The organism is Streptomyces sp. NPDC087215 (genome assembly GCF_044744885.1).
Classification (GTDB): Bacteria; Actinomycetota; Actinomycetes; order Streptomycetales; family Streptomycetaceae; genus Streptomyces.
This window is the reverse complement of record NZ_JBIUZD010000005.1, coordinates 255,674-279,084: the sequence shown is the minus strand read 5'-3', so window position 1 is coordinate 279,084 and position 23,411 is coordinate 255,674. Positions and strand designations below refer to the sequence as shown.

At 74.3% G+C, this 23,411-nt stretch carries 18 protein-coding genes and 1 tRNA gene; 6 read left to right on the top strand and 13 right to left on the bottom strand.

The genetic code is table 11. The features are described from left to right. The first annotated feature begins 23 nt into the window (after positions 1-23). Together ACIO92_RS16595 and ACIO92_RS16590 are read left to right on the top strand one after the other, a co-directional pair. Entirely contained in the window at positions 24-1,259 is a 1,236-nt protein-coding gene (locus tag ACIO92_RS16595) for a styrene monooxygenase/indole monooxygenase family protein (RefSeq protein ID WP_402281686.1), read from the top strand. Between the two features lie 117 nt (positions 1,260-1,376). Further along, positions 1,377-1,895, top strand: coding sequence for a DUF6584 family protein (locus ACIO92_RS16590; RefSeq protein WP_402281688.1), 519 nt, complete (start codon positions 1,377-1,379; stop codon positions 1,893-1,895). A 173-nt stretch (positions 1,896-2,068) separates the two neighbouring features. Here ACIO92_RS16590 and ACIO92_RS16585 read toward each other — a convergent pair whose 3' ends face one another. The 4 genes from ACIO92_RS16585 to ACIO92_RS16570 all read right to left on the bottom strand — a co-directional run bounded on the left by ACIO92_RS16585 (position 2,069) and on the right by ACIO92_RS16570 (position 5,819). After that, a complete protein-coding gene (locus ACIO92_RS16585; RefSeq protein WP_402057698.1) occupies positions 2,069-3,472 on the bottom strand; it encodes an NlpC/P60 family protein in 1,404 nt (467 codons plus the stop codon). 74 nt (positions 3,473-3,546) lie between these two features. Next, complete coding sequence (locus ACIO92_RS16580; RefSeq protein WP_366440290.1) at positions 3,547-3,876, bottom strand: hypothetical protein; 330 nt, start codon at positions 3,874-3,876, stop codon at positions 3,547-3,549. Further along, entirely contained in the window at positions 3,873-4,631 is a 759-nt protein-coding gene (locus tag ACIO92_RS16575) for a TetR/AcrR family transcriptional regulator (RefSeq protein WP_366440291.1), read from the bottom strand. The genes ACIO92_RS16580 and ACIO92_RS16575 overlap by 4 nt, the downstream gene beginning before the upstream one ends. A 252-nt stretch (positions 4,632-4,883) precedes the next feature. Beyond that, entirely contained in the window at positions 4,884-5,819 is a 936-nt protein-coding gene (locus tag ACIO92_RS16570) for a diiron oxygenase (RefSeq protein WP_366440292.1), read from the bottom strand. Positions 5,820-6,000: 181 nt separating this feature from the next. Here ACIO92_RS16570 and ACIO92_RS16565 point away from each other — a divergent pair, with 181 nt between their 5' ends. Then, on the top strand, positions 6,001-7,101 hold the full coding sequence (locus ACIO92_RS16565) for a ferritin-like domain-containing protein (RefSeq protein WP_401236944.1): 1,101 nt from the start codon (positions 6,001-6,003) through the stop codon (positions 7,099-7,101). 200 nt (positions 7,102-7,301) lie between these two features. Here ACIO92_RS16565 and ACIO92_RS16560 read toward each other — a convergent pair whose 3' ends face one another. From ACIO92_RS16560 to ligD, 7 genes are all read right to left on the bottom strand, one after another. Next, a complete protein-coding gene (locus tag ACIO92_RS16560; protein ID WP_401236946.1) occupies positions 7,302-8,777 on the bottom strand; it encodes a penicillin-binding transpeptidase domain-containing protein in 1,476 nt (491 codons plus the stop codon). After that, positions 8,774-10,153, bottom strand: coding sequence for an FtsW/RodA/SpoVE family cell cycle protein (locus tag ACIO92_RS16555; RefSeq protein WP_366440295.1), 1,380 nt, complete (start codon positions 10,151-10,153; stop codon positions 8,774-8,776). Before ACIO92_RS16555 ends, ACIO92_RS16560 begins: the two co-directional genes overlap by 4 nt. A gap of 198 nt (positions 10,154-10,351) precedes the next feature. Continuing rightward, complete coding sequence (locus tag ACIO92_RS16550; RefSeq protein WP_402281692.1) at positions 10,352-11,695, bottom strand: ATP-binding protein; 1,344 nt, start codon at positions 11,693-11,695, stop codon at positions 10,352-10,354. Further along, on the bottom strand, positions 11,692-12,582 hold the full coding sequence (locus tag ACIO92_RS16545) for a hypothetical protein (RefSeq protein ID WP_402281694.1): 891 nt from the start codon (positions 12,580-12,582) through the stop codon (positions 11,692-11,694). Before ACIO92_RS16545 ends, ACIO92_RS16550 begins: the two co-directional genes overlap by 4 nt. A gap of 658 nt (positions 12,583-13,240) precedes the next feature. After that, entirely contained in the window at positions 13,241-15,511 is a 2,271-nt protein-coding gene (locus ACIO92_RS16540) for a PBS lyase (protein ID WP_402281696.1), read from the bottom strand. A gap of 958 nt (positions 15,512-16,469) precedes the next feature. Then, the gene (locus tag ACIO92_RS16535) at positions 16,470-17,372 is read right to left on the bottom strand and encodes a DNA ligase (RefSeq protein WP_366440299.1); all 903 of its coding nucleotides are present in this window, start codon (positions 17,370-17,372) and stop codon (positions 16,470-16,472) included. Further along, positions 17,369-18,253, bottom strand: a complete 885-nt coding sequence (gene ligD, locus ACIO92_RS16530; RefSeq protein ID WP_402281699.1) for a non-homologous end-joining DNA ligase — start codon at positions 18,251-18,253, stop codon at positions 17,369-17,371. Before ligD ends, ACIO92_RS16535 begins: the two co-directional genes overlap by 4 nt. 59 nt (positions 18,254-18,312) lie before the next feature. Between ligD and ACIO92_RS16525 the strand changes: the two genes are divergently transcribed. Next, positions 18,313-19,413, top strand: a complete 1,101-nt coding sequence (locus ACIO92_RS16525; RefSeq protein WP_402281701.1) for a Ku protein — start codon at positions 18,313-18,315, stop codon at positions 19,411-19,413. 151 nt (positions 19,414-19,564) lie between these two features. Here ACIO92_RS16525 and ACIO92_RS16520 read toward each other — a convergent pair whose 3' ends face one another. Together ACIO92_RS16520 and ACIO92_RS16515 are read right to left on the bottom strand one after the other, a co-directional pair. Next, positions 19,565-20,578, bottom strand: a complete 1,014-nt coding sequence (locus ACIO92_RS16520) for a DUF5954 family protein (RefSeq protein WP_366440302.1) — start codon at positions 20,576-20,578, stop codon at positions 19,565-19,567. A 1,070-nt stretch (positions 20,579-21,648) separates the two neighbouring features. Next, positions 21,649-21,720 (bottom strand) — tRNA-Arg (locus tag ACIO92_RS16515). A gap of 111 nt (positions 21,721-21,831) precedes the next feature. On the opposite strand from ACIO92_RS16515, the gene ACIO92_RS16510 reads away from it, so the two are divergent. Together ACIO92_RS16510 and nrtL are read left to right on the top strand one after the other, a co-directional pair. After that, the gene (locus tag ACIO92_RS16510; RefSeq protein ID WP_366442334.1) at positions 21,832-22,341 is read left to right on the top strand and encodes a response regulator; all 510 of its coding nucleotides are present in this window, start codon (positions 21,832-21,834) and stop codon (positions 22,339-22,341) included. 87 nt (positions 22,342-22,428) lie between these two features. Then, the gene (gene nrtL / locus ACIO92_RS16505) at positions 22,429-23,403 is read left to right on the top strand and encodes an ArgS-related anticodon-binding protein NrtL (protein WP_402057764.1); all 975 of its coding nucleotides are present in this window, start codon (positions 22,429-22,431) and stop codon (positions 23,401-23,403) included. Positions 23,404-23,411 lie beyond the last annotated feature (8 nt).

The following is a 23,411-nucleotide window of genomic DNA, read 5'->3' as shown; positions in this document are numbered from 1 at the left end:
CCAGCACGCCAGGAGCTCCACCCATGCGGAAGATACTCATAGTCGGCGCGGGCCAGTCCGGTCTGCAGCTCGCCCTCGGCCTCCAGTCGCGGGGGTACGAGGTCACCCTCATGTCGAACCGCACGGCGGACGAGATCCGCTCCGGCCGGGTGATGTCCACCCAGTGCATGTTCGACACGGCGCTCCAGCACGAGCGGGACCTCGGCCTCGACTTCTGGGAGTCCCAGGCGCCGAGGATCGAGGGCCTCGGCGTCTCCGTCGCCGCACCCGACTCGACGCGCGCGATCGACTGGGTCGGGAAGCTCGGCGGACACGCGCAGTCCGTCGACCAGCGGCTGAAGATGTCCGGCTGGATGGAGACCTTCGCGCGGCGCGGCGGCCAGCTGGTGATCCACGGCGTGGCGGTCGGCGACCTCGACTACTTCTCCCGCGGCTACGACCTGGTGCTCGTCGCGGCGGGCAAGGGCGAGCTGGTGTCCATGTTCGGCCGGGACGCGTCCCGTTCGCCCTACGACGCCCCGCAGCGCGCGCTCTCGGTGGCGTACGTCCACGGTCTGGGGCCCCGCCCCGAGCACCCCGAGTTCGACGCGGTCCGCTGCAATCTGGTGCCGGGCGTCGGCGAGCTGTTCGTGATGCCGACGCTGACCATGAGCGGACGCGCCGACATCCTGTTCTGGGAGGGTGTCCCCGGCGGCCCGGTCGACGTCTTCCAGGGGATCAAGGACCCCTCGGAGCACCTGGCGCTGACGCTGGGGCTGATGGAGAAGTTCCTGCCCTGGGAGTACGCGCGGGCGACCCAGGTCGAACTCACCGACGCGGGCGGCACCCTGGCGGGCCGGTACGCGCCGACCGTGCGCAACCCGGTCGGCCGGCTCCCCGGCGGCGGTCTGGTGCTGGGCGTCGCGGACGTCGTCGTGGCCAACGACCCGATCACCGGCCAGGGTTCCAACTCGGCGTCCAAGTGCGCCGCCGCCTATCTCGCGGCGATCGTCGAGCACGGTGACCGGCCCTTCGACGAGGAGTGGATGCGCGCCGCCTTCGACCGCTACTGGGAGACGGCCCGGCACGTCACCAAGTGGACGAACGCGATGCTGGCCCCGCCGCCGGAGCACGTCCTGAACCTCATCGGCGCGGCGGGCGCCCTCCAGCCCGTCGCCGACCGCTTCGCCAACGGCTTCGACGATCCCTCGGACTTCGAGAACTTCTTCTACGACCCGGAGAAGACCTCGGCGTACCTGGGCGAGGTCACCCCGAACTGACCCCCGGCCGCGCCCTCACGGACCACTGAGGGCCCGGGAGGGCCCCTCGGGGCGTGTTCCCGGCTCCGGGGCGGAAAACCGTTCGAGGCCGGGCGGGACACGGGTGATCATGGGGGCATGTCCCTCTCGAACACCCTGGCCCGCGCGGACGCCGATCTGGCCGCCGGACGGGTCCCCCTCGCGCGTCAGCGGCTGCGCGGGCTCGTCTCCTCCTTCCCGTGCGAACCGGCCCCGCGCCGCCGTCTCGCCGGGGTGTACCGGCTGTACGGGGACCCCGCCGAGGCGGGCCGGTGGACGTATCTGGAGGAGGACCGGGACACGGCGGAGACCGCCGCCTTCGAGGAGCGGTACGCCTCCGCCGCCCGGCGGATGAAGGCCCTGGCCTGGCGGGGTCCGGAGGCTCTGGCCGCCACCTCCTTCGCCCGGGACCGGCTGGCCGAGGTCCGCGAGGCGTGCTCCGCCGAGGTGGGGCGGCCGGTCGGCTGGGACGAGCCCGTGCCCGTCGACGGGGAGGACACGGAACCGGAGGGCGGCGGCGGTTCGGTCAGCGGCGTCCTCGCCGGGATCGGCTGTCTCCTGTGCGTGCTGGCCACGGTCTACATCTGGATCCTCGGGGTCGTCTCCCTGTTCGACTGACGCCCCCGGGCCGCAGGCTGACGCCCCCGGGTCACGGGCTGACGCCCCGGGCCGCAGGCTGACGCCCCCGGGTCACGGGCTGACGCCCCGGGCCGCGGGCTGACGCCCCCGGGTCACGGGTGCGGGCGCCCGCACCCGTGACCCGCCCGCCCGGCACCGGCGCCCGGCCGACGTCATGACCCGTCGTAGCCCTCGTCCCCGCCCTCCCTCGCTCCCTTCGGGAGGGGCGGCGGGGCGTACTCCGGGAGGGCCGTGCCGTCCTCGTCCGGGCGGACCGCGCCCAGCAGCGGGTTCGCCGCGATCGGGGAGACCTTCACCGTGGCACCCGGTCGGGGTGCCTGCACCACCAGGCCCTCGCCCAGGTAGAGCGCCACGTGCGTCGCGCCAGGGAAGTAGACCACCAGGTCACCCGGCCGCAGTTCCGCCAGCGGCACCCGGGGCAGCTCCGCCCACTGTTCCTGGCTGGTGCGCGGCAGCTCACGGCCCGCCGCCGACCACGCCCGCTGGGTGAGCCCCGAGCAGTCGTACGTCTCCGGGCCCTCCGCCCCCCACTCGTACGGCTTGCCGATCTGCTCCACCGCGAACCGCACCGCCTCCGCGCCCGCCCGGCTCGGGTTGCGCCTCCCGGCGAGGACGCCCGAGCCGAGCAGTTCCCGCTGGGCGCCCGCCGTCTGGACGCGTTCCAGCTCCGTCAGCCGGGCCAGTTGTCCGGGGGAGAGGGCCGCGAGCAGTTTCTCGACCTCCGCGAGCCGGGTCCGCACCTCGTCCCGGCGGGCGCGCTGTGCCGTGGCGAGGGTCCGCTCCCGGTCGAGGGCCCGGCCGGACTCGGCCGCCAGGGCCGCCGCCCGCCGTTCGGCCCCGACGAGCCGGGTCACGGCACCGGCGCGGTCGCGGGACGCGCGGGCCATCAGATGTCCCTGGTCCAGGGCCGACCGGGGGTCGGCGGCGAGGAGCAGCCGCAGGTACGAGGAGAGCTCCGACCCGCCCTGGTACTGCTCCCGGGCGATCCGCCCGGCCGCCGCACGGCCCTGTTCCAGGGAGGTGCGGGCGGCGGTCAGCCGGGCCGTGACCTTCCCGGTGTCGGCGGTCTGGCGCTTCAGGGCCTCCTCGGCGGCGTTGAACCGTTCGGTGGCCTCCTCCGCCTGCTGGTAGAGCGTCCGCATCCGGGTGAGCAGGGCGGTGACGGAGTCGCCCCCCGACGGGGGGAGCGCGGCGGCGTCGTCCACGGCTCCCGACGCGGACGGGTCCGCTCCCGGGAGGTCCTGAGCGGTCGGCGGGGCGGCGGAGTCCGGGGCCGGTGGCACGGGCTCCCCGAGGGCCGTGGGGGAGCCGGGGTCGGTCAGACCGGTCCGGTCGGTCCGGTCCGCCGGGTCCGCCGGAGGTTCGGAGACGGACAAGGCCGGGTGCGGGTCCACCGGGCCCACCGGTTCCGCAGCCGGGTCCGCCCACGCGATCGGGGCCTCGGCCACCGGGTCGCCCGGCGGTTCGGGCGCCGCGCCCGCCGGGGCGATCCCCGTCAGGGCCGTGGCCGCCGCCAGTGCCCCCGTGCAGACCGTGCGCAGCAGTCGTCGTGACACGTCACCACCTCCACGGGGATGATGACGGGTTACTTCATCTGATTACCGTACGAATGGGGGCGCGTCCGGGGGCCTCACCCCTTCGGCTCAGCGTCCCCCGGGCCGGTGTTCCCCGGGCCTTCGCCGCCCACGTCGGCGGCCCTCGGCTTCGACCACGGCCACCGCAGTTCCCGCCGCTCGCGGCCCCCGGGGGCGTACTCGTACACCCAGCCCCGCTGGAGACCGAGCCGCTCGGTGTAGCCCGAGGGCTCGCGCCGGTACGCGTACACCGTCGGCGGGCGGCCGTCGTGCGCCGGGACCGGGACCTCGTACCACTTGGGCGGGTGACCGGTCGGGCCGAGCAGGATCGGCAGGACCCGGCCGTCGAGGGGCCCGCCGCGGAAGGAGGTGTTCTGGCTTCTCACCCCTCCAGTCTCCCCTCCCCGCCCCCTTCCGGCCGGAGCAGGTGGGCCGCCCCGCCGAGGACCGGCGCCACCCGGCGCGCGAGCCGGGCCACCGGGCCCCCGGGCGCCTCCTGGGCGAGGAGGCGTCCGACGACCCGCGCGGTCTCCCCGTCGCCCGCCGCGGTCGCCGCGAGCTGCGCGAGCAGCTGGTCGACCAGCCAGTCCCGCAGCTCCCCCGCGGGGGGCCGCTTCTCCTCGTCGAGCCAGATCAGCGAGGCCGCCTCCACGGCGGCGATCCACGTCCTGACGAGCAGGGCGAGGCGGGGACCCGGCCGCTCCGCCCCCAGGTGGACGAGGATCTGTTCGGCCGCCGCCCGGCGCACCTCGTCGACGATCGCGCTGGTCCGCGAGGTCTCGGCGACGCTGCCGCCCCGCAGCAGGGCGCTGAACCCGGCGTCGTGTCCGTCGACGAAGCCCAGGTACCGGTCGAGCACCCGGCCCAGCCGCTCGGTGGGCGGCCCGGCCGAGGGCTCGGCGAAGCAGCGGCTCAGGGCGTCGGCGGAGGAGCGCAGGGCGGCTTCGTACAACTGCTGCTTGCCGCCGGGGAAGTAGCGGTAGACGAGCGGCCGGGAGACCCCGGCGGCCTCGGCGACGTCGTCGAGCGACACGTCCTCGGGGGCCCGGTGCGCGAAGAGCTCCTGGGCGGCGTCGAGCAGTTGCCCGCGCCGTTCCTCGACGCTGAGCCGACGGTACGCGGGCGTGGCGGGACTCGTCATGCCCGGCAGCGTAGCCGCGGGGCGCGGGACCCGGTCCGGCCGGGAGCCGTCACGGACCCGCCCGCCCCCTCGTCCGCCGCCCGGCATCCGGCACCCCGCGCCTTCCCGTGTCCGCCCGTGCGGCCCTTCCCGTACCGCACCCGGCCCCGGCCCACGGAGTCCCCCCCCGTGGCCCGCTGGCCCGGGTTCGTGCGCTTCCGGCGCCCGGCCGTCCCGCTCCCGGCCCGGCCCCCGGGCTCCCGGCCGTCGTCCTCAGGCCAGCAGGCCCGAGGACCTCCAGAGCCGACGGCCCGGTCCCCGCAGCATCCCGATGTCGTCGAAGAAGTCCGTCAGCCGCTTCGCGCCGGAGCGCATGACCTCCGTCCGGTGCCCGCTCGCCCGCACCTGGGCGACGGCCTCCCGCCGGTCCAGGCCCACGGCCTCGTACACCCCGGGGTTGACGAAGCAGTCGGAGAAGACCCGGGCCGCCTCACCGGAGCCGAGCCGGGTGAACTCCCGCTGCCAGCGCGGGGCGGTCACCATCTGGCGGCGCAGCTCCTCCCGGGCGTACCGCACATGGCGCGCCTCCTCGATCACATGGATGCGGGTCACGCCCCGGACGAGCGGCTGCACCCGCTCGTCCGGGAAGGTCAGCCGCTGCATCCAGTCCAGGATCTCCTCGCCGAGCAGTGTCGCCGCGAACGAGCCGGGGGTGGTCGAGACGCTCTTCAGGACCCGCGCCAGATTGTGGTGGAGCCTGGGCACCGGGTACGCGGGCTCCCCGATGGTCCGGATCATCCGCGCGAACATCATCGAGTGCCTGCACTCGTCGGCGATCTCGGTCAGCGCGTACCGGACGTGGTCGCTGGTCGGCGACTTGTCGTAGACGTGCCGGACGAGCAGCTGGATCAGGACGATCTCGAACCAGATGCCGAGGGAGGCGAGCGAGACGGCCTCGTGGCGGGAGAGCGCGATCCGCTGCTCCTCGGACATCCGGTGCCAGAGCGGGGTGCCGTAGAGGGAGACCAGCTCGGGCGGCCAGAACCACAGGCCCGGCTCGAAGGGCGCGTCCCAGTCCAGCTCGGTGTCCGGGTCGTACGCGTGCTTGCGGGAGGACTCCAGGAGCCGCCCGGCGACCTGTTCACGGTCGCGCAGCGGCCCCAGGGCGTCCCGGAGGAGGCTGAAGTCGGGCTCGGTGAAAGGGGGCATGGTCGCGCACCTCGCTGGGCTCGCCGTCGTCGTGTTACCGGGGGTCACTCTTCAGTGGACCGCCCGTCGGCAACGCCCGTCAATCCCTTGCGCGCGACTTGTTGACGATCCGTCTACCACGTGTGAGCCTGGCCGCGGAACCGCACCACGGGACAGGCCCGAGCCCCCGAAGGAGACGTCAGTGTCGACGCGCGACCTCTACACCACCGCCCCGGCCGCCCCCGGCTGGCAGATCCCCGCCACGGGCGCCGCCCGCTTCTCCTGGGAGTACGACGAGGGCCGCGAGCGCCTCCTCGCCCTCTACCAGAAGGGCAAGGACAAGCAGTGGGACGGCGCCACCCGCATCGACTGGGACCTGGAGGTCGATCCGTACGACCCCCTCGGCACCCCCGACGAGGTCCTCACCCTCCACGGCACCCGCCACTGGGCGAAGATGACCGAGAAGGACAAGGGCGAGCTGCGCAGGCACTACTCCTCCTGGCAGTTCAGCCAGTTCCTGCACGGCGAGCAGGGCGCCATGATCTGCGCCGCCCGGATCGTCGAGTCCGTGCCCGACCTGGACGCCAAGTTCTACTCCGCCACCCAGACCATGGACGAGGCCCGGCACGCCGAGATCTACGGCCGCTTCCTCCACGAGAAGATCGGGATGCTCTACCCGATCAACGACAACCTCAAGGCGCTGCTCGACGACACCCTGCGCGACTCCCGCTGGGACATGCCCTACCTCGGAATGCAGGTCCTCATCGAGGGCCTCGCGCTCGCCGCGTTCGGCATGATCCGCGACACCACCGACAAGCCGCTGCCGAAGCAGATCCTCACGTACGTGATGCAGGACGAGGCCCGGCACGTGGCCTTCGGACGGATGGCCCTGCGCGACTACTACCGGCAGCTCACCGACGCCGAGCGCGCCGAGCGCGAGGAGTTCGTCATCGAGGGCTGCTACCTGATGCGCGACCGGCTGCGCGGGGTCGAGGTCCTGGAGAACTTCGGCATCCCCAAGAAGGAGGCGGAGGAGCTGAGCGAGCACACCGAGTTCCTCCAGATCTTCCGCAAGCTCCTCTTCAGCCGGATCGTGCCCTGCGTCAAGGACATCGGCCTGTGGGGCGAACGCCTCCAGAAGGCCTATGTGGACATGGGCGTCTTCGACCTCGGCGACTCCAGTCTCGACCTGCTGATGACCCAGGACGAGGAGATCGCCGAACGCCTCGACGCGGAGCGCTTCGCCCAGGAGGAGCGGGCCCGGGTGACGGAGGTCGCGGACGCCGTCGCGGCGGGGGAGTAGCCGGGGGGACGCGTACGAGGCGGGGGCGCGGGTGCGGGGCGCGGGTGCCCGGCCGGGGAAGCGGCGCCGGAGGGCCCGCGCGCCCTTCCGTGCTCTCCTGCTCCCCGGCGGCCCGTCCTCATGGCGCCCCGCACTCCCCGGCGGCCCGCCCCTCCGGCTGCGTCACCCCCGGCTGTGCCACTCTCCGGCGGCGCCCCTCCTCACGGCCGGTCCTCCGCTTCGAGCCGCAGCGCCTCCTCCATCACCGATCGGGCGACCGGGGCCGCGCTGCCACCGCCGCTGATGTCCGTACGGGAGGCTTCCGCGTCCTCCACGACCACCGCGACCGCGACCGCGGGCCGGGCCGAGTCCTCGGCCTGGGCCCAGGCGATGAACCAGGCGTACGGGGTCCCCGTGTTGCCGAAGCCGTGCTGCGCGGTGCCGGTCTTTCCGCCGACCCGGGCGCCGGGGATCGCCGCGTTGGTGCCCGTGCCGTCCACGACCGCCTTCACCATCAGCTGCTGGAGCCGGAGCGCCGTCGAGGGGCTCATCGCCTGCCGGTAGCTGCGACGGCCGGTGCGCTCCACCGTCGTCCCGCCGGAGGTGGTGGTCCGGTCGACGAGGTACGGCTGCGCGATCTCGCCGTTGTTGGCGACCGCCGCCGCCACCATGGCCATCTGGAGCGGTGTCGCCGTCGTGTCGAACTGCCCGATCGACGACAGCGCGAGCTGGTCCGGGCTCATCCGGCGGTCGAAGTCGGACTTCGCCACCCAGGAGGGCACCCGCAGCCCCGGGTCGTTGAAGCCGAACTTCTCCGCCGCCTCGACCATCCCGCTCAGCCCCACCTTCACCCCGAGCCCCGCCATCACCGTGTTGCAGGACCACTGGATCGCCTCGGACAGCGAGGCGTCGCCGCAGCCCGTGGCCTCGTTGGGCAGCACCTGCCGGGTGCCGGGCAGTACGAACGGGTCGGGGGTGTCGGTGGGCGCGTCCACGTCCCGCACCACCCCCGAGTCCAGGGCGGCGGCGGCCGTCACGATCTTGAACGTGGAGCCCGGCGGGTACGTCTGCCGCAGCGCCCGGTTCAGCATCGGCCGGCCGGGCGCGGTGTTGAGCCGCCGCCAGGCGCTCTCGACCTTCCCGCCGGTGCCGGAGAGGAGACCGGGGTCGTACGAGGGCGAGCTGACGAGCGCCAGGATCCGCCCGCTCGACGGGTCGACGGCCGCGACCGCGCCCCGCTTCCCGGCCAGCCCCCGGTAGGCGGCCTCCTGCATCGAGGACCGGATCGTCGTCACCACGTCCCCGCCGGGCTGACGGCCCCGGGTGAGGTCGTTCCAGAGCGGCAGCGGCGCCAGCATCGGATCGGTGCCCGACAGGACCGCGTCCTCGGCGTTCTCGACGAGGGTCGTGCCGTACGTCTGCGAGGAGTAGCCGGTGACCGGAGCGTACAACGGGCCCTGTGGGTAGGTCCGTTCCCAGCGGAGCTGCTGTCCGCTGTCCCGGGACGCCGTCACGGACCTCCCGTCCACGAGGATCTCGCCGCGCGGCTGGGCGTACCGGTTGATGGCGATCCGCCGGTTGGCCGGGTCGTCGTCGAGCGAGTCCGCCTCGAAGACCATCACGCGGGCCGCGTTGACGAGCAGCGCCACCAGCAGCACGAGACAGAAGGCGGCGGCGCGCCGCGCGTACCGGATCACGAGGCACCCTCCTTGACGGGCGCGAGCGTCCCGGTGTCGGCGGAGTCCGGGCCCGGCGCGCGGGCGGAGTCGCTGACGCGGATGAGGAGCGCGACGATCACCCAGTTGGTGACCACGGACGAACCTCCCTGGGCCAGGAACGGCATCGCCATGCCGGTCAGCGGGATCAGGCCCATCACCCCGCCGGTGATGACGAAGACCTGGAGCGCGACGATCGACGCGAGCCCGATGGCGAGGAGCCGTCCGAAGGGGTCGCGCAGCGAGAGCCCGGCGCGGTAGCCGCGCGCCACGAGCAGCGCGTACAGCATCAGGATCGCGGTCAGGCCGACGAGCCCCAGTTCCTCCCCGGCGGTCGCCAGGATGAAGTCGGACTTGGCGGCGAAGCCGATGAGGACGGAATGGCCGAGACCGAGGCCCGAGCCGAGCATCCCCCCGGCGGCGAAGGCGAACAGCGACTGCGCGAGTTGCCCCGGCCCCTGGCCCGCCCGGATCGAGGCGAAGGGATCGAGCCAGTCCTGCACCCGGCTGTGCACGTGCGGTTCGAGCGAGCCGACGAGGAAGGCTCCGGCGGAGGCGAGGACGAGCCCGACCGCGATCCAGCCGGTCCGCCCGGTCGCCACGTACAGCATGATCACGAAGAGGCCGAAGAAGAGCAGCGAGGTGCCCAGGTCCCGTTCGAGGACGAGGACGCCGACGCTCAGCAGCCAGATCGCCACCAGGGGTCCCAGCACCCGCCAGGTCGGGAACTGGAGCTTCCAGAACCGGCGGCCGGTGTACGCGAGCGCGTTGCGGTTCGCGGCCAGGTAGGCGGCGAAGAAGACGGCGAGCAGGATCTTGGCGAACTCGCCCGGCTGGAAGGAGAAGCCGCCGACCCGGATCCAGATCTTGGCGCCGTTCACCGCCGGGAAGAAGATCGGCAGGATCATCAGGGCGAGCGCGGCGGCCACCGACACGTACGCGTACCCCTGGAGGGCGCGGTGGTCGCGCAGCAGCAGCACGACCAGGATGAAGAGCGCCACCCCGAGCGTCGACCAGACCAGTTGCGTGGCCGCCGCCTGGGCGCCCGGGGTCTCCAGGTCGAGGCGGTAGATCAGCACCAGACCGAGGCCGTTGAGCAGGACCGCGATCGGCAGCAGCAGCGGATCGGCGTACGGGGCACGGAACCGGACCACGAGGTGCGCGACGAGCGACAGCAGACCGAGCCCGGCGCCGTACCGCAGGGCGTCCGGCGGTACGGCCCCGCTCCGGGCGAGGCCGACCTCGGCGTAGCCGTAGACGGAGATGAGGACGGCGCAGACGAGGAGGGAGAGTTCCACGCCGCGGCGCTTCGGGATGCGTACCCCGGGCGGGGGAGCGTCCGGGCGCGGTGCGGTCATTGCGGCAACGTAGCAAGCGCCATGCGCTATGTCCCTTTTGTGTGGCAGTGTGCCGTGCGGCGTGGCGTGGTGTGCGGCGCCGTGGGGCGGGCGGTGCGCGGCTCTGGCCGTACGGGAGCGGCGTGCGGTGCGCGGCTCGGCCGTACGGGAGCGGTGGGCGGGACGGGTGCGTCAGAAGGGCCGGGCGGGCCGGGCTGGTCAGCTCTCGGGGCCCGCTCCCGGGCGGGTCTCCGGCGGCGGGGTGTCCTCGGGGAGGCTCAGCAGGGCCTCCGCGCCGCCCCCGTCGGGCACGGTGAACCGCAGCCCCGCGCCGATGACCTCCGCCTGGCCCGCCGCGATCGTCAGACCCAGACCGTGCCCCTTGCCCCGGCCCTCGGTGCGGAACCGCTGCGGCCCCGACTCCAGCAGGTACGCCGGGTAGCCGGGCCCGTGGTCGCGGACGGACACCACCGGGCCGTCCACCGTCACCACCACCGGCGGGGCCCCGTGCCGGTGGGCGTTGGCCACCAGGTTGCCCAGCACCCGTTCGAGACGACGCCGGTCGGTCTCCACCATCGCGTCCCGGACGACCCGCACCTCCGTGTCGGTGCCCGAGGCGCGCACCACCCGCTCGGCGAGCGGACCCAGTTCGTGCACGGCGAGGTCCACGGTCTCGTTGCGGGCGTCCAGCCGGGAGATCTCCAGCAGGTCCTCGGTCAGCGCGCGCATCGCCCGCACCCGGTCCCGCACCAGCTCCGAGGGCCGCCCCTCGGGCAGCAGTTCGGCGGCGGCCGAGAGCCCGGTCAGCGGGGTGCGCAGCTCGTGCGCCACATCGGCGGTGAACCGCTGCTCGCTCTGCAGCTTGCGCTGGAGCGAGGAGGCCATCGTGTCCAGCGCCCCGGACACCGTGGCCACCTCGTCCTGAGGGCGGCTGGGGTCCTTCGTGCGGGGGTCGTCGACGCGCGCGTCGAGGTCACCGGCGCTGATCCGGCGGGCGACCTGGGCGGTCAGATGGAGCCGCCGGGTGACCCGGGTGACGGCGAACGCGCCCACGAGGAGCGTCGCGCCGATGGCGAGGCCCGAGGAGCCGACGATCGAGCGGTCGAGGGCGTCGATCGTCCCGGCGCTCTGCGCGTGGTCGACGCGCACGGCGAGGGCCCGGCGGCCCGCGTGCCCCCTGGCGGGTTCGTTCGTCGGACCGGCGGCGGGTCCGTCGGCCGGGCCGTCCGCCGGGCCCGCCGCCCACATCGTGGGGCGGCCTCGGTCGTCGGCCACCATCGTGCCCCGCTCGCCGCGCAGGGCGAGCGCCCGCAGGGAGGCGGGCAGCCCCTCGGGGTCGATCCCGGCGAACCGGGGCAGCGGCTCACCCGCCTCGTACAGCCTGCTGACGTCGGTGAGCCGCGCGAGTGCCTTCTCGCGCGCGTCGTTCACGGTCTGCCCGGTCACGGAGACGTGCACGAGGACGCCGAGCAGCGCCGCGAGGGCGCAGCACATCACGGCGATGAAGAGGGCGGCCTTCCAGGTGAGCGTCGCTGTCCAGGCGGGCAGCCGGGGGGCCCTCACGGGGCGGACCCGCGCGGGGTGGCGCTCCCGGACGGGGGCGGGGGCGGGGGCGGGGGCGCGGGCGGGTAGCCGGTGTCCCCGGCGTCCGTCGCGTCGGCGGCGTCCCCGGCGCCGGGCGCGGCGGCCGGTCCGCGCGGGGAGCCGGGGGTCGGGGCGGGCGTCGGGCTGACCAGCCGGGGCGCGGGCGGGGTCGGCGGCCCGGTGCCGGGGGGCTTCACCCGGACGATCTCGTCCCGGGTGGGCAACATGCTGTGCTGCTGCTCGTCCCAGGACCAGGCGGTGCGGTACTCGTACCCGGGGATGCCCGCCGACCCGACCCGCATGATCAGGTCCCGGCCGGCCACCTCCACGCTGATGACCTGGTCGACGGTGGACATGATGCGGGTGAGCCCGCCGTTCTCGGCGAGGTAGACGCGCACGCCGACCTGCTGGTCCGGCATCCGGATGCCGACGATCAGCTCGTCCCGTCCGTTCCCTGTGAGGTCGCGGTAGTACGGCCGCAGGACGGGGCAGGCGGCGGGCGAGCTGCCGCAGTTCTCGATGGCGCGCGCGGTCTCCTCGTACATCCCGTCACCGCCGGTGTACGTCCCCGGCCGGGCGCGCACCTCGGCGCGGACCACGGCCACCGGGTCGACGGAGTGCACGTCGTTGTCGGGCACCCGGACACCGGGCACCCGCTCGGTGTCGGTCTTCCCGTAGTCGACCGGCGGACTCGTGGCGGGCGGCAGATCGGGCCACAGCCGTACGGGCCCCACGGCGACGGGCGTGGCCCCGGCGCTCTTGAGCCCGCCCTCGCCCCGCCCTCCGCCGCACCCGGTGAGCGCGAGAGGGAGCAGGAGGGCGCAGAGCGCCACGGCAGCGGCGATCTGCGGTCCGCGCGGGTTCACGGCGCGCTCCTCGGGTCGGGGTCGGGGTCGGGGTCGGGGCGGAGGGTCGGGGGACGAAGGGCGGGCGGCGGACGGGTGGGACCGGCCACCGGCCGGAACCGGTGGTGGCCGCGACCGTCCGGACGACCGTCCGCCGAACCGGTCGCACCGGATCGACCGCACCCGGCCGGTCCGCCGTCCGGTCAGGACGGCTGTCCACCACCCTGGACGGTACGGCCCGTCGTCCCGACCGGTTCACCTCGCCCGGAGTGCGGGGCCGGGTCCACCGCCCCCACGGCTGATCCGGCGCCCGGCCGTTCGACGGGTGACGGGTGGCGGGCCGACCGGGCCCGGTGGACCGGCCGCAGCCCGCTGGGCCCACCGCCGATCCCCAGGGATCGGCGGTGACCGACAGTGGGCGAGCGGCAGCGATCGGGTGTGATCGACGGGAGACCGGCCGGGCGGGGGCTTTCGTCCCCCTCCCAGTAGACCTTATGCGGAGGAACGTCCTTTTCGTCTCCTGAGCCTGTCCGCGGCGACGGGACTGCTTTCCGTACCGCTCCTGTGGCGGACGGGACCGCTTTCCGTACCCGCCCGGCCCCCGCCGCATCCGGCCGAGCCCCCTCCGTACCCGCCCGGCCCCTCAGAACCGGCTGTCGGCTCCGGACCCGCGATGCCCTCAGTACCCGCCCCGCTCCATCCTCGCCAGGGCCGCACGGCACAGGGTCAGCAGTTTCTCGTCCTGGTGGATGTCGTGGCTGCCCGAGGCGCCCTCGCGGGCGTTGTGGCGGCGGCGCCGGGTCAGCTCGGTGAGGATCACCAGCTGCGCGTCCTTCGCCGCCGGGCCCATCTCCGCCAGACACTCCGCCACGTCCACGCGCGTGTGCCGGTTCTCCTCCCAGGCCGCGAGCAGCACCGGAAGCGCCTCCGTCGCGTCCCCCGAGACCCGCCAGAGCGCCGCCGCGCACCGGACCCGGACCCACAGGTCCCGCGAGGCCAGGCCGGGCCTGAGGAAGGCCGCCGAGGAGGCCGCCGCCGGGCCGATCTCGCCGAGCGCCTGCGCCGCCGCGCACCGGTCGGCCCCGGTGGCCCCCGGCCGCAGCCACCGTTCCACGGCGGGCAGGGCCTCCGCCAGGTCCCCCTCCGCCGCCCACAGGGCCCGCGCCGCCGCCGTGGCGACCGTGGCGGAACCCGCGTCGAGGAGCCGCCGTATGTCCGGTACGGCCTCCCGGGCCGCCGGGCCGAAGGCCGCCAGCGTCCGCAGGGCGGCCTCCCGCACCCAGTCCCGCCGGTTCTCGGGCGCCCCGCACAGCACCCGCAGCACCTCGGGGACGGCCTGGGAGCCCCGTACCGCCGCGAGCGCGTACAGCAGCGGCGCCGCGCCGTCGTAGAGCCGTTCGTCGAGGGCGACCTCGGCCAGACGGCGGCGCAGCAGCGGCGCGAGCATCGACGCCGAAGGCCCCAGGCCGTCCATCGCGTACAGCAGCTCCCGCCGTACCTCGGGCTCCTCCAGGGCGCGGGCGAGCAGCGGCACGGCCCGGGGGTCCCCCGCGCGGGCCAGCGCGAGCAGCGCGCCGTCCCGCCCGGAGCGGCCGACGAAGGGGCTCGGCCCGCCACCGGTCCGGCCGAGCGGACCGAGCGGACCGGGATCGGCGTCGGGGCCCGGGGCGGGGGCCGCGTCAGGGTCGGCGTCGGGGTCGGCGGAGCCCGGACCCGAGGGACCGGCCAGGGCCGTCCCGTAGGGCCGGGGTGCGCCGGTCCCGACGGTCCGCCCCCGCCCGTACGCCCGGGAGCCGCCCGCCGGGCCCGTCGCCAGACGGGCGGCGAGCGCGTCGGCGGCCGGTGAGCCCAGCTCGAACAGCCGCTCGAGAAAGGTGGTGGCGGCCTCCCTGAGCCGGGGCTCGGGGTCGTGGAGCTGCTCGCCGACCAGCCGCACGACCTCCTCGTACCGCCCCCGCCAGACCCGTATCAACCCGCCGCACAGCCAGATCGCGTCCGAGCGCTGCCCCCAGTCAGGGCTGCGCAGCTGCGCCAGGATCAGCGCGATCCGGTCGTCCACCCGGTCGTCGAGCGCCGCGTGCAGGGTCCTCAGCAGCTCCTCGGTCCAGGGCGCGGGCCGCCCCGCCGCGTGCTCCTCCAGGAGTTCGCGGACCTGCCCGATGAGCGTCGGCGCGGCCGTCCGCCCGCCGCCGGGGACGGCCGCCTGCCGGGCGTTCGCCCTGATCTCCTCCAGGAGTCCCGTCACCCACGGCACCACGTCGTCGGGGATGTCGCCGGGCGCGCAGCGCGCCCGCTGCGCCAGGGCCGCCAGCCGAAGCCCGGGGTCCTGGGCCGCACGGGCCAGCCAGTCGAGCCAGTCGACGGTCTCTGCGCGTAGCGAGGCGTGCCGCAGGGCGATCCGCCCGAGCGAGGCGACCAGGGCGAGCCGCACCTCGGTGTCCCGCTCGACGGTGAGCCGCTCCCGGAGCAGGGTCAGGACGCGGGCGGGCTCGGGGTGCAGCGAGGCGAGGGCGCAGGGCGCGGCGAGCCGCACCTCGGGGTCGGGGTCGGAGACGAGACCGAGGAAGACGTCGGCACCGGCGGCGATGGCCGCGGCGGCCATCGCATAGTTGGCGGCGGGGATGAACTCGTCGTCCTCCGGGTCGAACGCGTCCAGTTCCTCCTCGTCGTCGAGCTCGATCCCGCCGATGCTGGTGAGCAGTTCGACGATGCAGCCGCGGTCCTGTACCCCGGGGTCGGCGACGAGTTCGAGGAGGAAGGGGATGCAGGCGAGCGTGGAGTCGTACACATCGCCCTGGTGGTGCACGGAGCCGTACATTCCGTCGAGGGCGGCCTCGCGCTCGGCCGGATCGCCGGAGGCGAGTCCGCGGAGCAGCTCCGGCACGTCGTCCGCGGGGCCGTACGCGTGCCCCAGCGAGGCCCAGTCGACCTCCTCGATCCCCGTCAACATGCCAAGGCCGCCTTCCCCGTGAGCGCTGTACCAGGCAGCAAGTGTGCACCACAGGACGGACAGCAAGGCCTTACAAGCGACAGCGTTCCCACCGGGGAAGCCGAGTTGCGGCCTCTTTGCGCCATGTACGGTACGGAGCCCGTCAGTTGCGCTCCGTTGCGGGCCACGGGGTCTTCGGGGCGGCTTCCGAAAGGGCCGTACGGCCCTGTTCCGGGCCCGTTCCCGACGTCCGCCGCTGCCGTCCGCAGCTCGTCCTCCGGCACCGCCGTCCGGACCGGCCGGGGGTCCCGGGCGGAGGAACCGTACGGCCCCGGGGGCCGCCGGACCCGCCTCCGGCCGTCCGCCGGTCGGTCGCACCGGTCGCGCCTACGGTGCGCGGCGCGGCCCGGCCCGTCCCGATGATGTGCGGGAACGGGGTGCGGGCCCGTCAGGACGGCGGAGCGTCCGGGGGATCGTGCGGTACCGCCGGGGCGAGCGCGGGGCCCCGTCCGGAGGGGCGCGCGCCCCGGTCCCGCGGAGGCCCGGCATCCGGTCCGGACGGCCGCCGACGGCGGGGGACGGGGGGTACGGACCCGCCCCCGGACCCCCGGCCCGCACCGTGAACCGGCGCCCGCCCGCTCCCGCGCGCGCCCCCGGACGCACCGGCTTCCCCCACCCGGAAACGGGGCCCGGAAGGCGAGGAACGCCGTTCTTCCCCGAACGAGTGACCACGGACTGGCCGGAACGGTATCCGGGCTGGTTTGGACGCCGGCGGGATGATCACGTGCGGGCGGGGCCGATTCGGCCGCGAAGCGGAACGATCCGGCCGGGAGCCCGGCGGGAAGCCCGGCCGAGGGTCGGCCGGGTGGGGCCGGTGGGGACCCTGGCGGTCCCGCCAGGTTCCCCTGAGTGCCCTCCACCGTGTACGGGTCTCCCGGCCGTACGGGTATCCCGGAGGTCGCTTCGAGCGGGTGCCGCCTCACTCCTCCCCCCGGACCCGGACGAAGGCCGCGACGTCCTGCCGCTGCCGTCCCGCGCGCCGCCGCACCTCGACGGGGACGGGCGGGTCGATCCGGCGGACCGGGCCGTGCTCCGGGTCCTCGGTGAGCGGCCCGGCGCGCGGGGCCGTCAGCGCGCCCACCTCGTGCGCCTGCGCCGGAGTGAGCCGGGGCGAGGTGGTCACCGTACGCCCGTCGGTGAGCCGTACGAGCAGGGCGCGGGGCCGGTCCGGCGGGCCGAGGACGCCGAACAGGGTGCCGTCGACGGTGTCGGCGTACCGGACCTTCCGCCATGCCCAGGTGGCCCCGGACCGGTAGACGGAGTCGAGCCGTTTCGCGACGATCCCCTCGACCCCGGTGTCCCGCAGGTCCCGGTACCAGTCGCGGGCGGTCCGCTCGTCGGACGTGGCCAGGACGCGCTGGAGCGGGGGCCCGGTCTCGCGCAGGGCCGCGCCGAGCAGCTCCCAGCGGTCGCGGAGCGGCAGCCCCCGTACGTCGAGACCGGGCACGGCCAGCAGGTCGAAGGCCACGTACGAGACGGGCACCCCGTCCCGGGTGCGTTCGGCGGCCGGCCGGAGCAGGTCGGCGAAGCTCAGCCGCCCCTCGCGGTACGCGCACAGCTCGCCGTCGAGCACGATGCCGGGCGGCAGCCCGTCCCGCAGGTGCGCGGCGATGCCGGGGAAGTCGGGGGCGAGGTCCCGCCGGGACCGTGACTGGAGGACGACCCGCCCGTCACCGAGGACGAACGCCAGCGCGCGGAACCCGTCGAGCTTGAGCGAGTACTGCAGGTCACGGGGTGGTTCCTGCTGTACGGGGAGTTCGGCGGCGGGCCGGGGCCGCATGACCTCCACGGGCGGAAGGAGCGCGACGGCGTCCGCCCTCATGGCAGGACCCCCGCCCGTCCGGGGGCGAAGAGCGGGGCGAGGAGGTCCCCGTACCGCTCCACGCGCGGTGCGATGTCGTCCAGGAGGAAGGTGAGGGCCCCGGGGCCGGCGCAGTCCCCGACCTCCTCCCAGGTGACGGGGGCGGAGACGGTGGGCAGGGGCCGGGCCCGCAGGGTGTAGGGGGTGGCGGTGGTCTTGGCGGCGGCGTTCTGGCTGTGGTCGACGAAGACCTTCCCGGGCCGCAGGGCCCGCGCCATCCGGTGCACGACGAGCCCCGGCAGGGCCGCCTCCGTCTCGACGGCGAGCTGCCGGGCGTACGCGGAGACCTGCGCGGAGGGCGTCGGCACCAGCGGGACGAGCAGGTGCAGTCCCTTGGCGCCGGAGGTCTTCGCCCAGGCCTCCAGGCCGTCCCGCGCGAGCCGTTCCCGCAGGTGGAGGGCGACCCGGCAGCATTCCACGACGGTCGCGGGCGGGCCGGGGTCCAGATCGAGGACCAGCCGGTCGGCGACGGCGGGGGAGGGGGCCCGCCACTGGGGCGTGTGGAACTCCACGACCAGGTTCGCCGCCCACATCAGCGAGGCCAGGTCCTGGACGAGCACCTGCCGGGCGCCGGGGGCGTCGGAACGGGGCACGGGGGCGGTCCTCACCCAGGAGGGTGTGCCGGGCGGCGGATTCTTGCTGAAGAACAGCTGCCCGTCGGGCCCGTCCGGATACCGCAGGAACGACACCGGGCGGTCGCGCAGATGCGGCAGGATCACGGGCCCGACGGTGGCGTAGTAGTGGAGCAGCTCGCCCTTGGTGGTGCCGGTGGCCGGGTGGAGCACCTTGCCCAGATTGCTGAGCGCCAGCCGCCGGCCCTCCACCTCTGTGATCGGCGTCATACGATGAGAATCCCACGATTCGTACCGGTATGCGGCGGTCGGGACCGAGAGGAAGAACCGTGCGATCCATCTGGAACGGAGCCATATCCTTCGGCCTGGTCAGCATCCCGATCAAGCTGGTGAACGCCACCGAGAGCCACTCCGTCTCCTTCCGGCAGATCCACGCGGAGGACGGCGGGCGCATCCGCTACAAGAAGGTGTGCGAGCTGGACGGCGAGGAGGTCCCCCCGGCGGAGATCGGCCGGGCGTACGAGGAGGGCGACGGGAGCATGATCCCGGTCACCGACGAGGATCTGGCCGCGCTGCCGCTGCCCACGGCGAAGACGATCGAGATCGTGGCGTTCGTACCGGCGGGCGAGATCGATCCGCTCCAGATGGACGCGGCGTACTACCTTTCGGCGAACGGCGTCCCCGCCGCCAAGCCGTACACCCTGCTCCGTGAGGCGCTCAAGCGCAGCGACAAGGTGGCGGTGGCGAAGTACGCGCTGCGGGGCCGGGAACGGCTCGGGATGCTCCGGGTCGTCGACGACGTCATCGCCATGCACGGGCTGCTCTGGCCGGACGAGATCCGCGCCCCGGAGGGCGTGGCCCCGGAGACCCCGGTGAACGTGCGGGACGCCGAACTCGACCTGGCGGACGCCCTGATGGCGACGCTGGGGGAGGTCGACATCCATGATCTGCACGACGACTACCGGGCGGCGGTCGAGGAGATGATCGCGGCGAAGGCGGAGGGCGGCGAGGGCGTCCAGGCCCCGGAACCGGGGGAGGAGCAGGGCGGCGGCCAGGTCATCGACCTGATGGCGGCACTGGAGAACAGCGTGCGGGCGGCGAGGGAGGCGCGGGGCGAGGACGCGGTGGTGACGGAACTGAAGCCGCGCGGGAAGCCCGCCCCGGGGGAGGCGGAGCCGAAGAAGAGGGCGGCGAAGAGGACGGCGACGGTGGCGAAGACCACGACGGCGAGGAAGAGGTCCACGACGGCGAAGAAGACGACGAAGGAGCCGAAGGAGCCGAAGGAGCCGAAGGAGCCGAAGGGGACGAAGGAGACAACGGCGAAGGCGACTTCGACCGCTTCCCCGTCCCCGTCCTCATCCCCGTCCTCATCCCCTTCCCCGACCACGACTCCGAGGAAGAAGGCTCCCGCGCGCAAGCGCAGCGCCTGAGAGGGAACGGCGGACCGGCCCCGGGACGGAGGGGTCGGCCCAGGATCGAGCGCGGCTTCCTCGGGAGGCGAACGCCCCTCCCGAAGGAAATGGGGCGCCGCCCGAAAGGGGAGGGGGACCCCGCTCGAAAGGGACGGGGCGCCCGGCTCCCTCATGTGTCGTAGTGCAGGGTCCCGTCGTCGTCCATCCGGGGATGCATGGGGGACGGGTCGTACTCGTCGACGTCGGAGGGGCGGGGCCCTTCCGGCCCGTCGGGTCCGAAACGGACCATGCGCTCCACTCGGCAGATCCTGAACTCCCGCCCGTCGACCAGGGCTTGGTCGGAACTCCCGGCGGCCCGGAACAGCTCACCGGCGCGCCGGTACCGCTCCCGCTTCTCGTCGCCCCACTGGTAGATGCGGGCCCACAGATCGGTGAGGTCGTCGTAGAGCGCGCGGCGCGCGTCGTGCGGGCTCGGTTCGAGGCCGCCGCACGGCACCCAGCCGGAGCCCTCGCGCTCGACGATGCCGAAGGTGACCGGGAGCATGGCGACGTCGGGATGGGTGCCGACCGCCTTCCGGGAGTCGTCGCGGACCCCGGCCGGGTAGCGCTTCCCGGTGTACCGGAAGTCCCGCATCCCGAAGCGCAGGGCTTCCGCCATCGGCCCCCGCATCCCTTCCGGGTCGAAGACGACACCGGTGTCGGGGCAGCGCCCGGGGGTGAGCCGCCGTTCCCACACACGGAACACCGGCTCGGGGTCGGTGGGGCGGGGCGGTTCGAGCCCGTCGTCACTGGAACGCGCGAACTCGTCGCCCCGGATGACCCGGTACCGCAGCCCGAGGACGTCGAGTTCGTTCACGCGCTCCTGGGCGAGGACGTCGACGGCATTCATCAGCGCGCGCCGCTCGACGGGCTCGTCGGTCTCGTCCTTGGCCCGGAAGAAGAAGTGCGACTGCAGACTGTCCCGGGTCTCCTGGGGCATCCCCGACCGCACCGGCAGGACGATCTCCCACGGCCCGCCGGGCTCCTGCGCCGCGACCCCGAACAGGGCGCCGCGCACACTCAGCCCCGGATACTTGACGGCGGCCTCGGCGGCATCGATCTCGGTCACCCAGGCAACCGGATCCTCCCTCTCCACGAGCCCCGCCCGCGCCGCGTCGAGCCGTTGCTTCCAGTCCTCGTCCATGCGCGCATTGTGTCCACGCCCCCCACGGCGAATCCCGAAAACGCCCGATCCACCCCGCCACCGAGTGAACCTGACCGGAAACGAACGGCCCCCTGGCGAGACGGCCGCCGACCTTCCCGAACGCCTGCGCGAGACCCCTCCCACGCGACCCCCGGCCCGAATGGCAGAGCGAGCACCGTCCCGAGCGACGGCGGCGATGCTTCTTCGTGTGCCGCCTTCGGCGATCAGACGATCAGAGACAGCGCTCCACGGCATCGGGCTGCGGCCTCAGCTCCTGGACCTGGTAGCGATCCGAGTAGACGGTGGCGACGATGCGTGCCACAGGCGCACCAGGTTGGGCCCCACTCGCCGTCCATCCCGCAGCAGTAGCCGCGGCGGCGCATCGCCGTGTCGGGGTGCTCCTCCAGCCCGAGGCCGTCGCACGCGCTGAGCACGATGGTGCCGCACGGGCCGGACTCCACGAGAAAACCGGACGATCGATCCAGCACGTAGGGCGGTCCGGACGGATCGGGGTCCCTCGCCGGTGCGCGGCAGGGTGCGGCTCCGTGACGTACCGCTCCAGGCTGCGGAGTTCCAGGAAGTCGACCGGGAGCTCGGCGACATGCCCGGGACCAGTGTTCGTGTGGTGGCGGCATGGAGGCGCTGCTGGCCCGGTCGAGCCGACGATCGCCCGCCGCGACGGCGAATCCGTCTAGAACGGAGGACTCCACCCCGGCGGCCAGTTCGTCGCGTGTCCGGGCGGGGCCATACGTCCGAGCCGTCGTCGTGAAAGCACCACTGTCGGCCCAGCCACTCGCACTCCGGTACGGAACCTTCCCGGTCATCGGTGCGACGGTCGGCCCGTTCGCGGCCCACCGGCACCGGCCGGGCCATCACCCCGCTCGTGGTGTCCTGGACACGCGGGACCATGGCGACGCCGTTGATCCCCGGGTCGCCCCGCGGCCCGGACCGTGAACGGGCTGCCGCTCCTGTCAACGGTCGCTCCGTGCGACACCCGCCCGCACACACAACAAGACCCCGCACTCAGCGTTTCCACTGACTACGGGGTCTGTTCGGCACTTCTCGCGAAGTGCCCCCGGCAGGATTCGAACCTGCGCACACGGCTCCGGAGGCCGTTGCTCTATCCCCTGAGCTACGGGGGCGTGCGCCCTGTTCTGCGGCGACGGGTTGAACCCTACCAGCTCACGAGGAGTGGCTGTGAACAGGTATTTCCGGGGCGTCACCAGGGGGTCGGTCCCCCGCACGGGGCAGAAGTGGGCAAAACCCGGACGCGGTCCATCGGGGCGGCCTACTCTCGTCGTGTGTCAGGCGTGTCCGGTCGGGTGCTCGTTGTCGACGACAACAAGGTGATCCGGCAGTTGATCAGGGTCAATCTCGAACTCGAGGGGTTCGAGGTCGTGACCGCGGCCGATGGTGCCGAGTGTCTGGATGTCGTGCACCGGGTCCGTCCCGATGTCGTCACCCTCGACGTCGTCATGCCCCGCCTGGACGGCATCAGGACCGCCGAGCGGCTCCGCGCCGACCCCCGCACCCGGCATCTGCCGGTCGCCCTCATCAGTGCCTGCGGGGAGCACGAGGTCCCCGGTGTCGACGCCTTCCTCGCCAAGCCGTTCGAGCCCGTGGAGCTCGTCCGCGTCGTCCGCCAGCTGATGCACCGCGAGCGGCGCGACCGGCCCGAGACCACCGGGAACGACGGGGGAGAGGACCCCGCCGCTGCCGGAGACCGCTGCCAGTACCCCCGGCCCCAGGACCTCCTCCAGTAGGACGGGCCCGGGAGCACGGACCGCCCGGTGTCCCGTATGGCGAAACCGGTTCGCGTTCCGACCCCCCTCCTCCCCTAGGCTTGACCCGTGACCCCCGCGGACCTCTCCCTCACCGTGCTGCACGCCGTGCGCCGTGCGGTCGACGACGGTGCGCTGCGGGTCGACGTACCTCCCGGGGTGAAGGTCGAGCGCGCCCGGCCCGGCGGGACGGGGGAGTACGCCAGCAACATCGCCCTCACCCTCGCCCGGCCCGCCGGACGCACCGCCCTCGACGTCGCCGGGATCCTGCGCGACCGGCTCAAGGACGCCCCCGGCGTCCGGGCGGTGGAGATCACCGGGCCCGGCTTCCTGAACTTCAGCCTCCGCACCGACGCCGCCGGTGACCTCGTCCGCGCGGTCCGCGCCGCCGGAGCCGCGTACGGGCACGGCGCCGCCCTCGCCGGGACCGCCGTCCGGTTCGCCGAGCCCGCCGAGCCGCGCGCCGCCCTCGTCACCGGGACCGTCGTACGGCTGCTCCGCGACCAGGGCGCCGACGCCGGATCCGGCGGCACCGAGCGGATCCACGTGGTGCCCGGCCCGTACGACCCGGACGCCCTCGGCGCCGACGCCGCCCGCTGGGCGCTGCTCCGCGCCGCCCCCGGGGACCGGCCGCTCGACGGGCCGCCGCTCCTCGTCCAGCACGAGCGCAACGGACTCTTCCGGGTCCGGTACGCGTACTCCCGGGTCCGGCGACTGCTGGTCAACGGCGCGCAGCTCGGCGTCCACCCCTCGTACGACGGCGATGCCTCCCACGAGATCGAGGCGTCCGCACTTCTCGACGGCCTTCGCGACCACCCCGTCGTCCTTCTCGCCGCCGCCCGCCACCGCGCCCCCGATCGGGTCGCCCGGCACCTGGAGAGCACCGCCGACGCGCTGCTCGCCTTCCAGCACACCGTCCTGCCGCTCGGCGACGAGAAACCCTCGGCCGCCCACCGTTCCCGGCTCGCGCTCGCCGAAGCCGCCGGGACGGTGCTCGCCGGTGGCCTCTCCGCGCTCGGCATCAGCGCACCCGATCGGATCTGAAAGAGCCA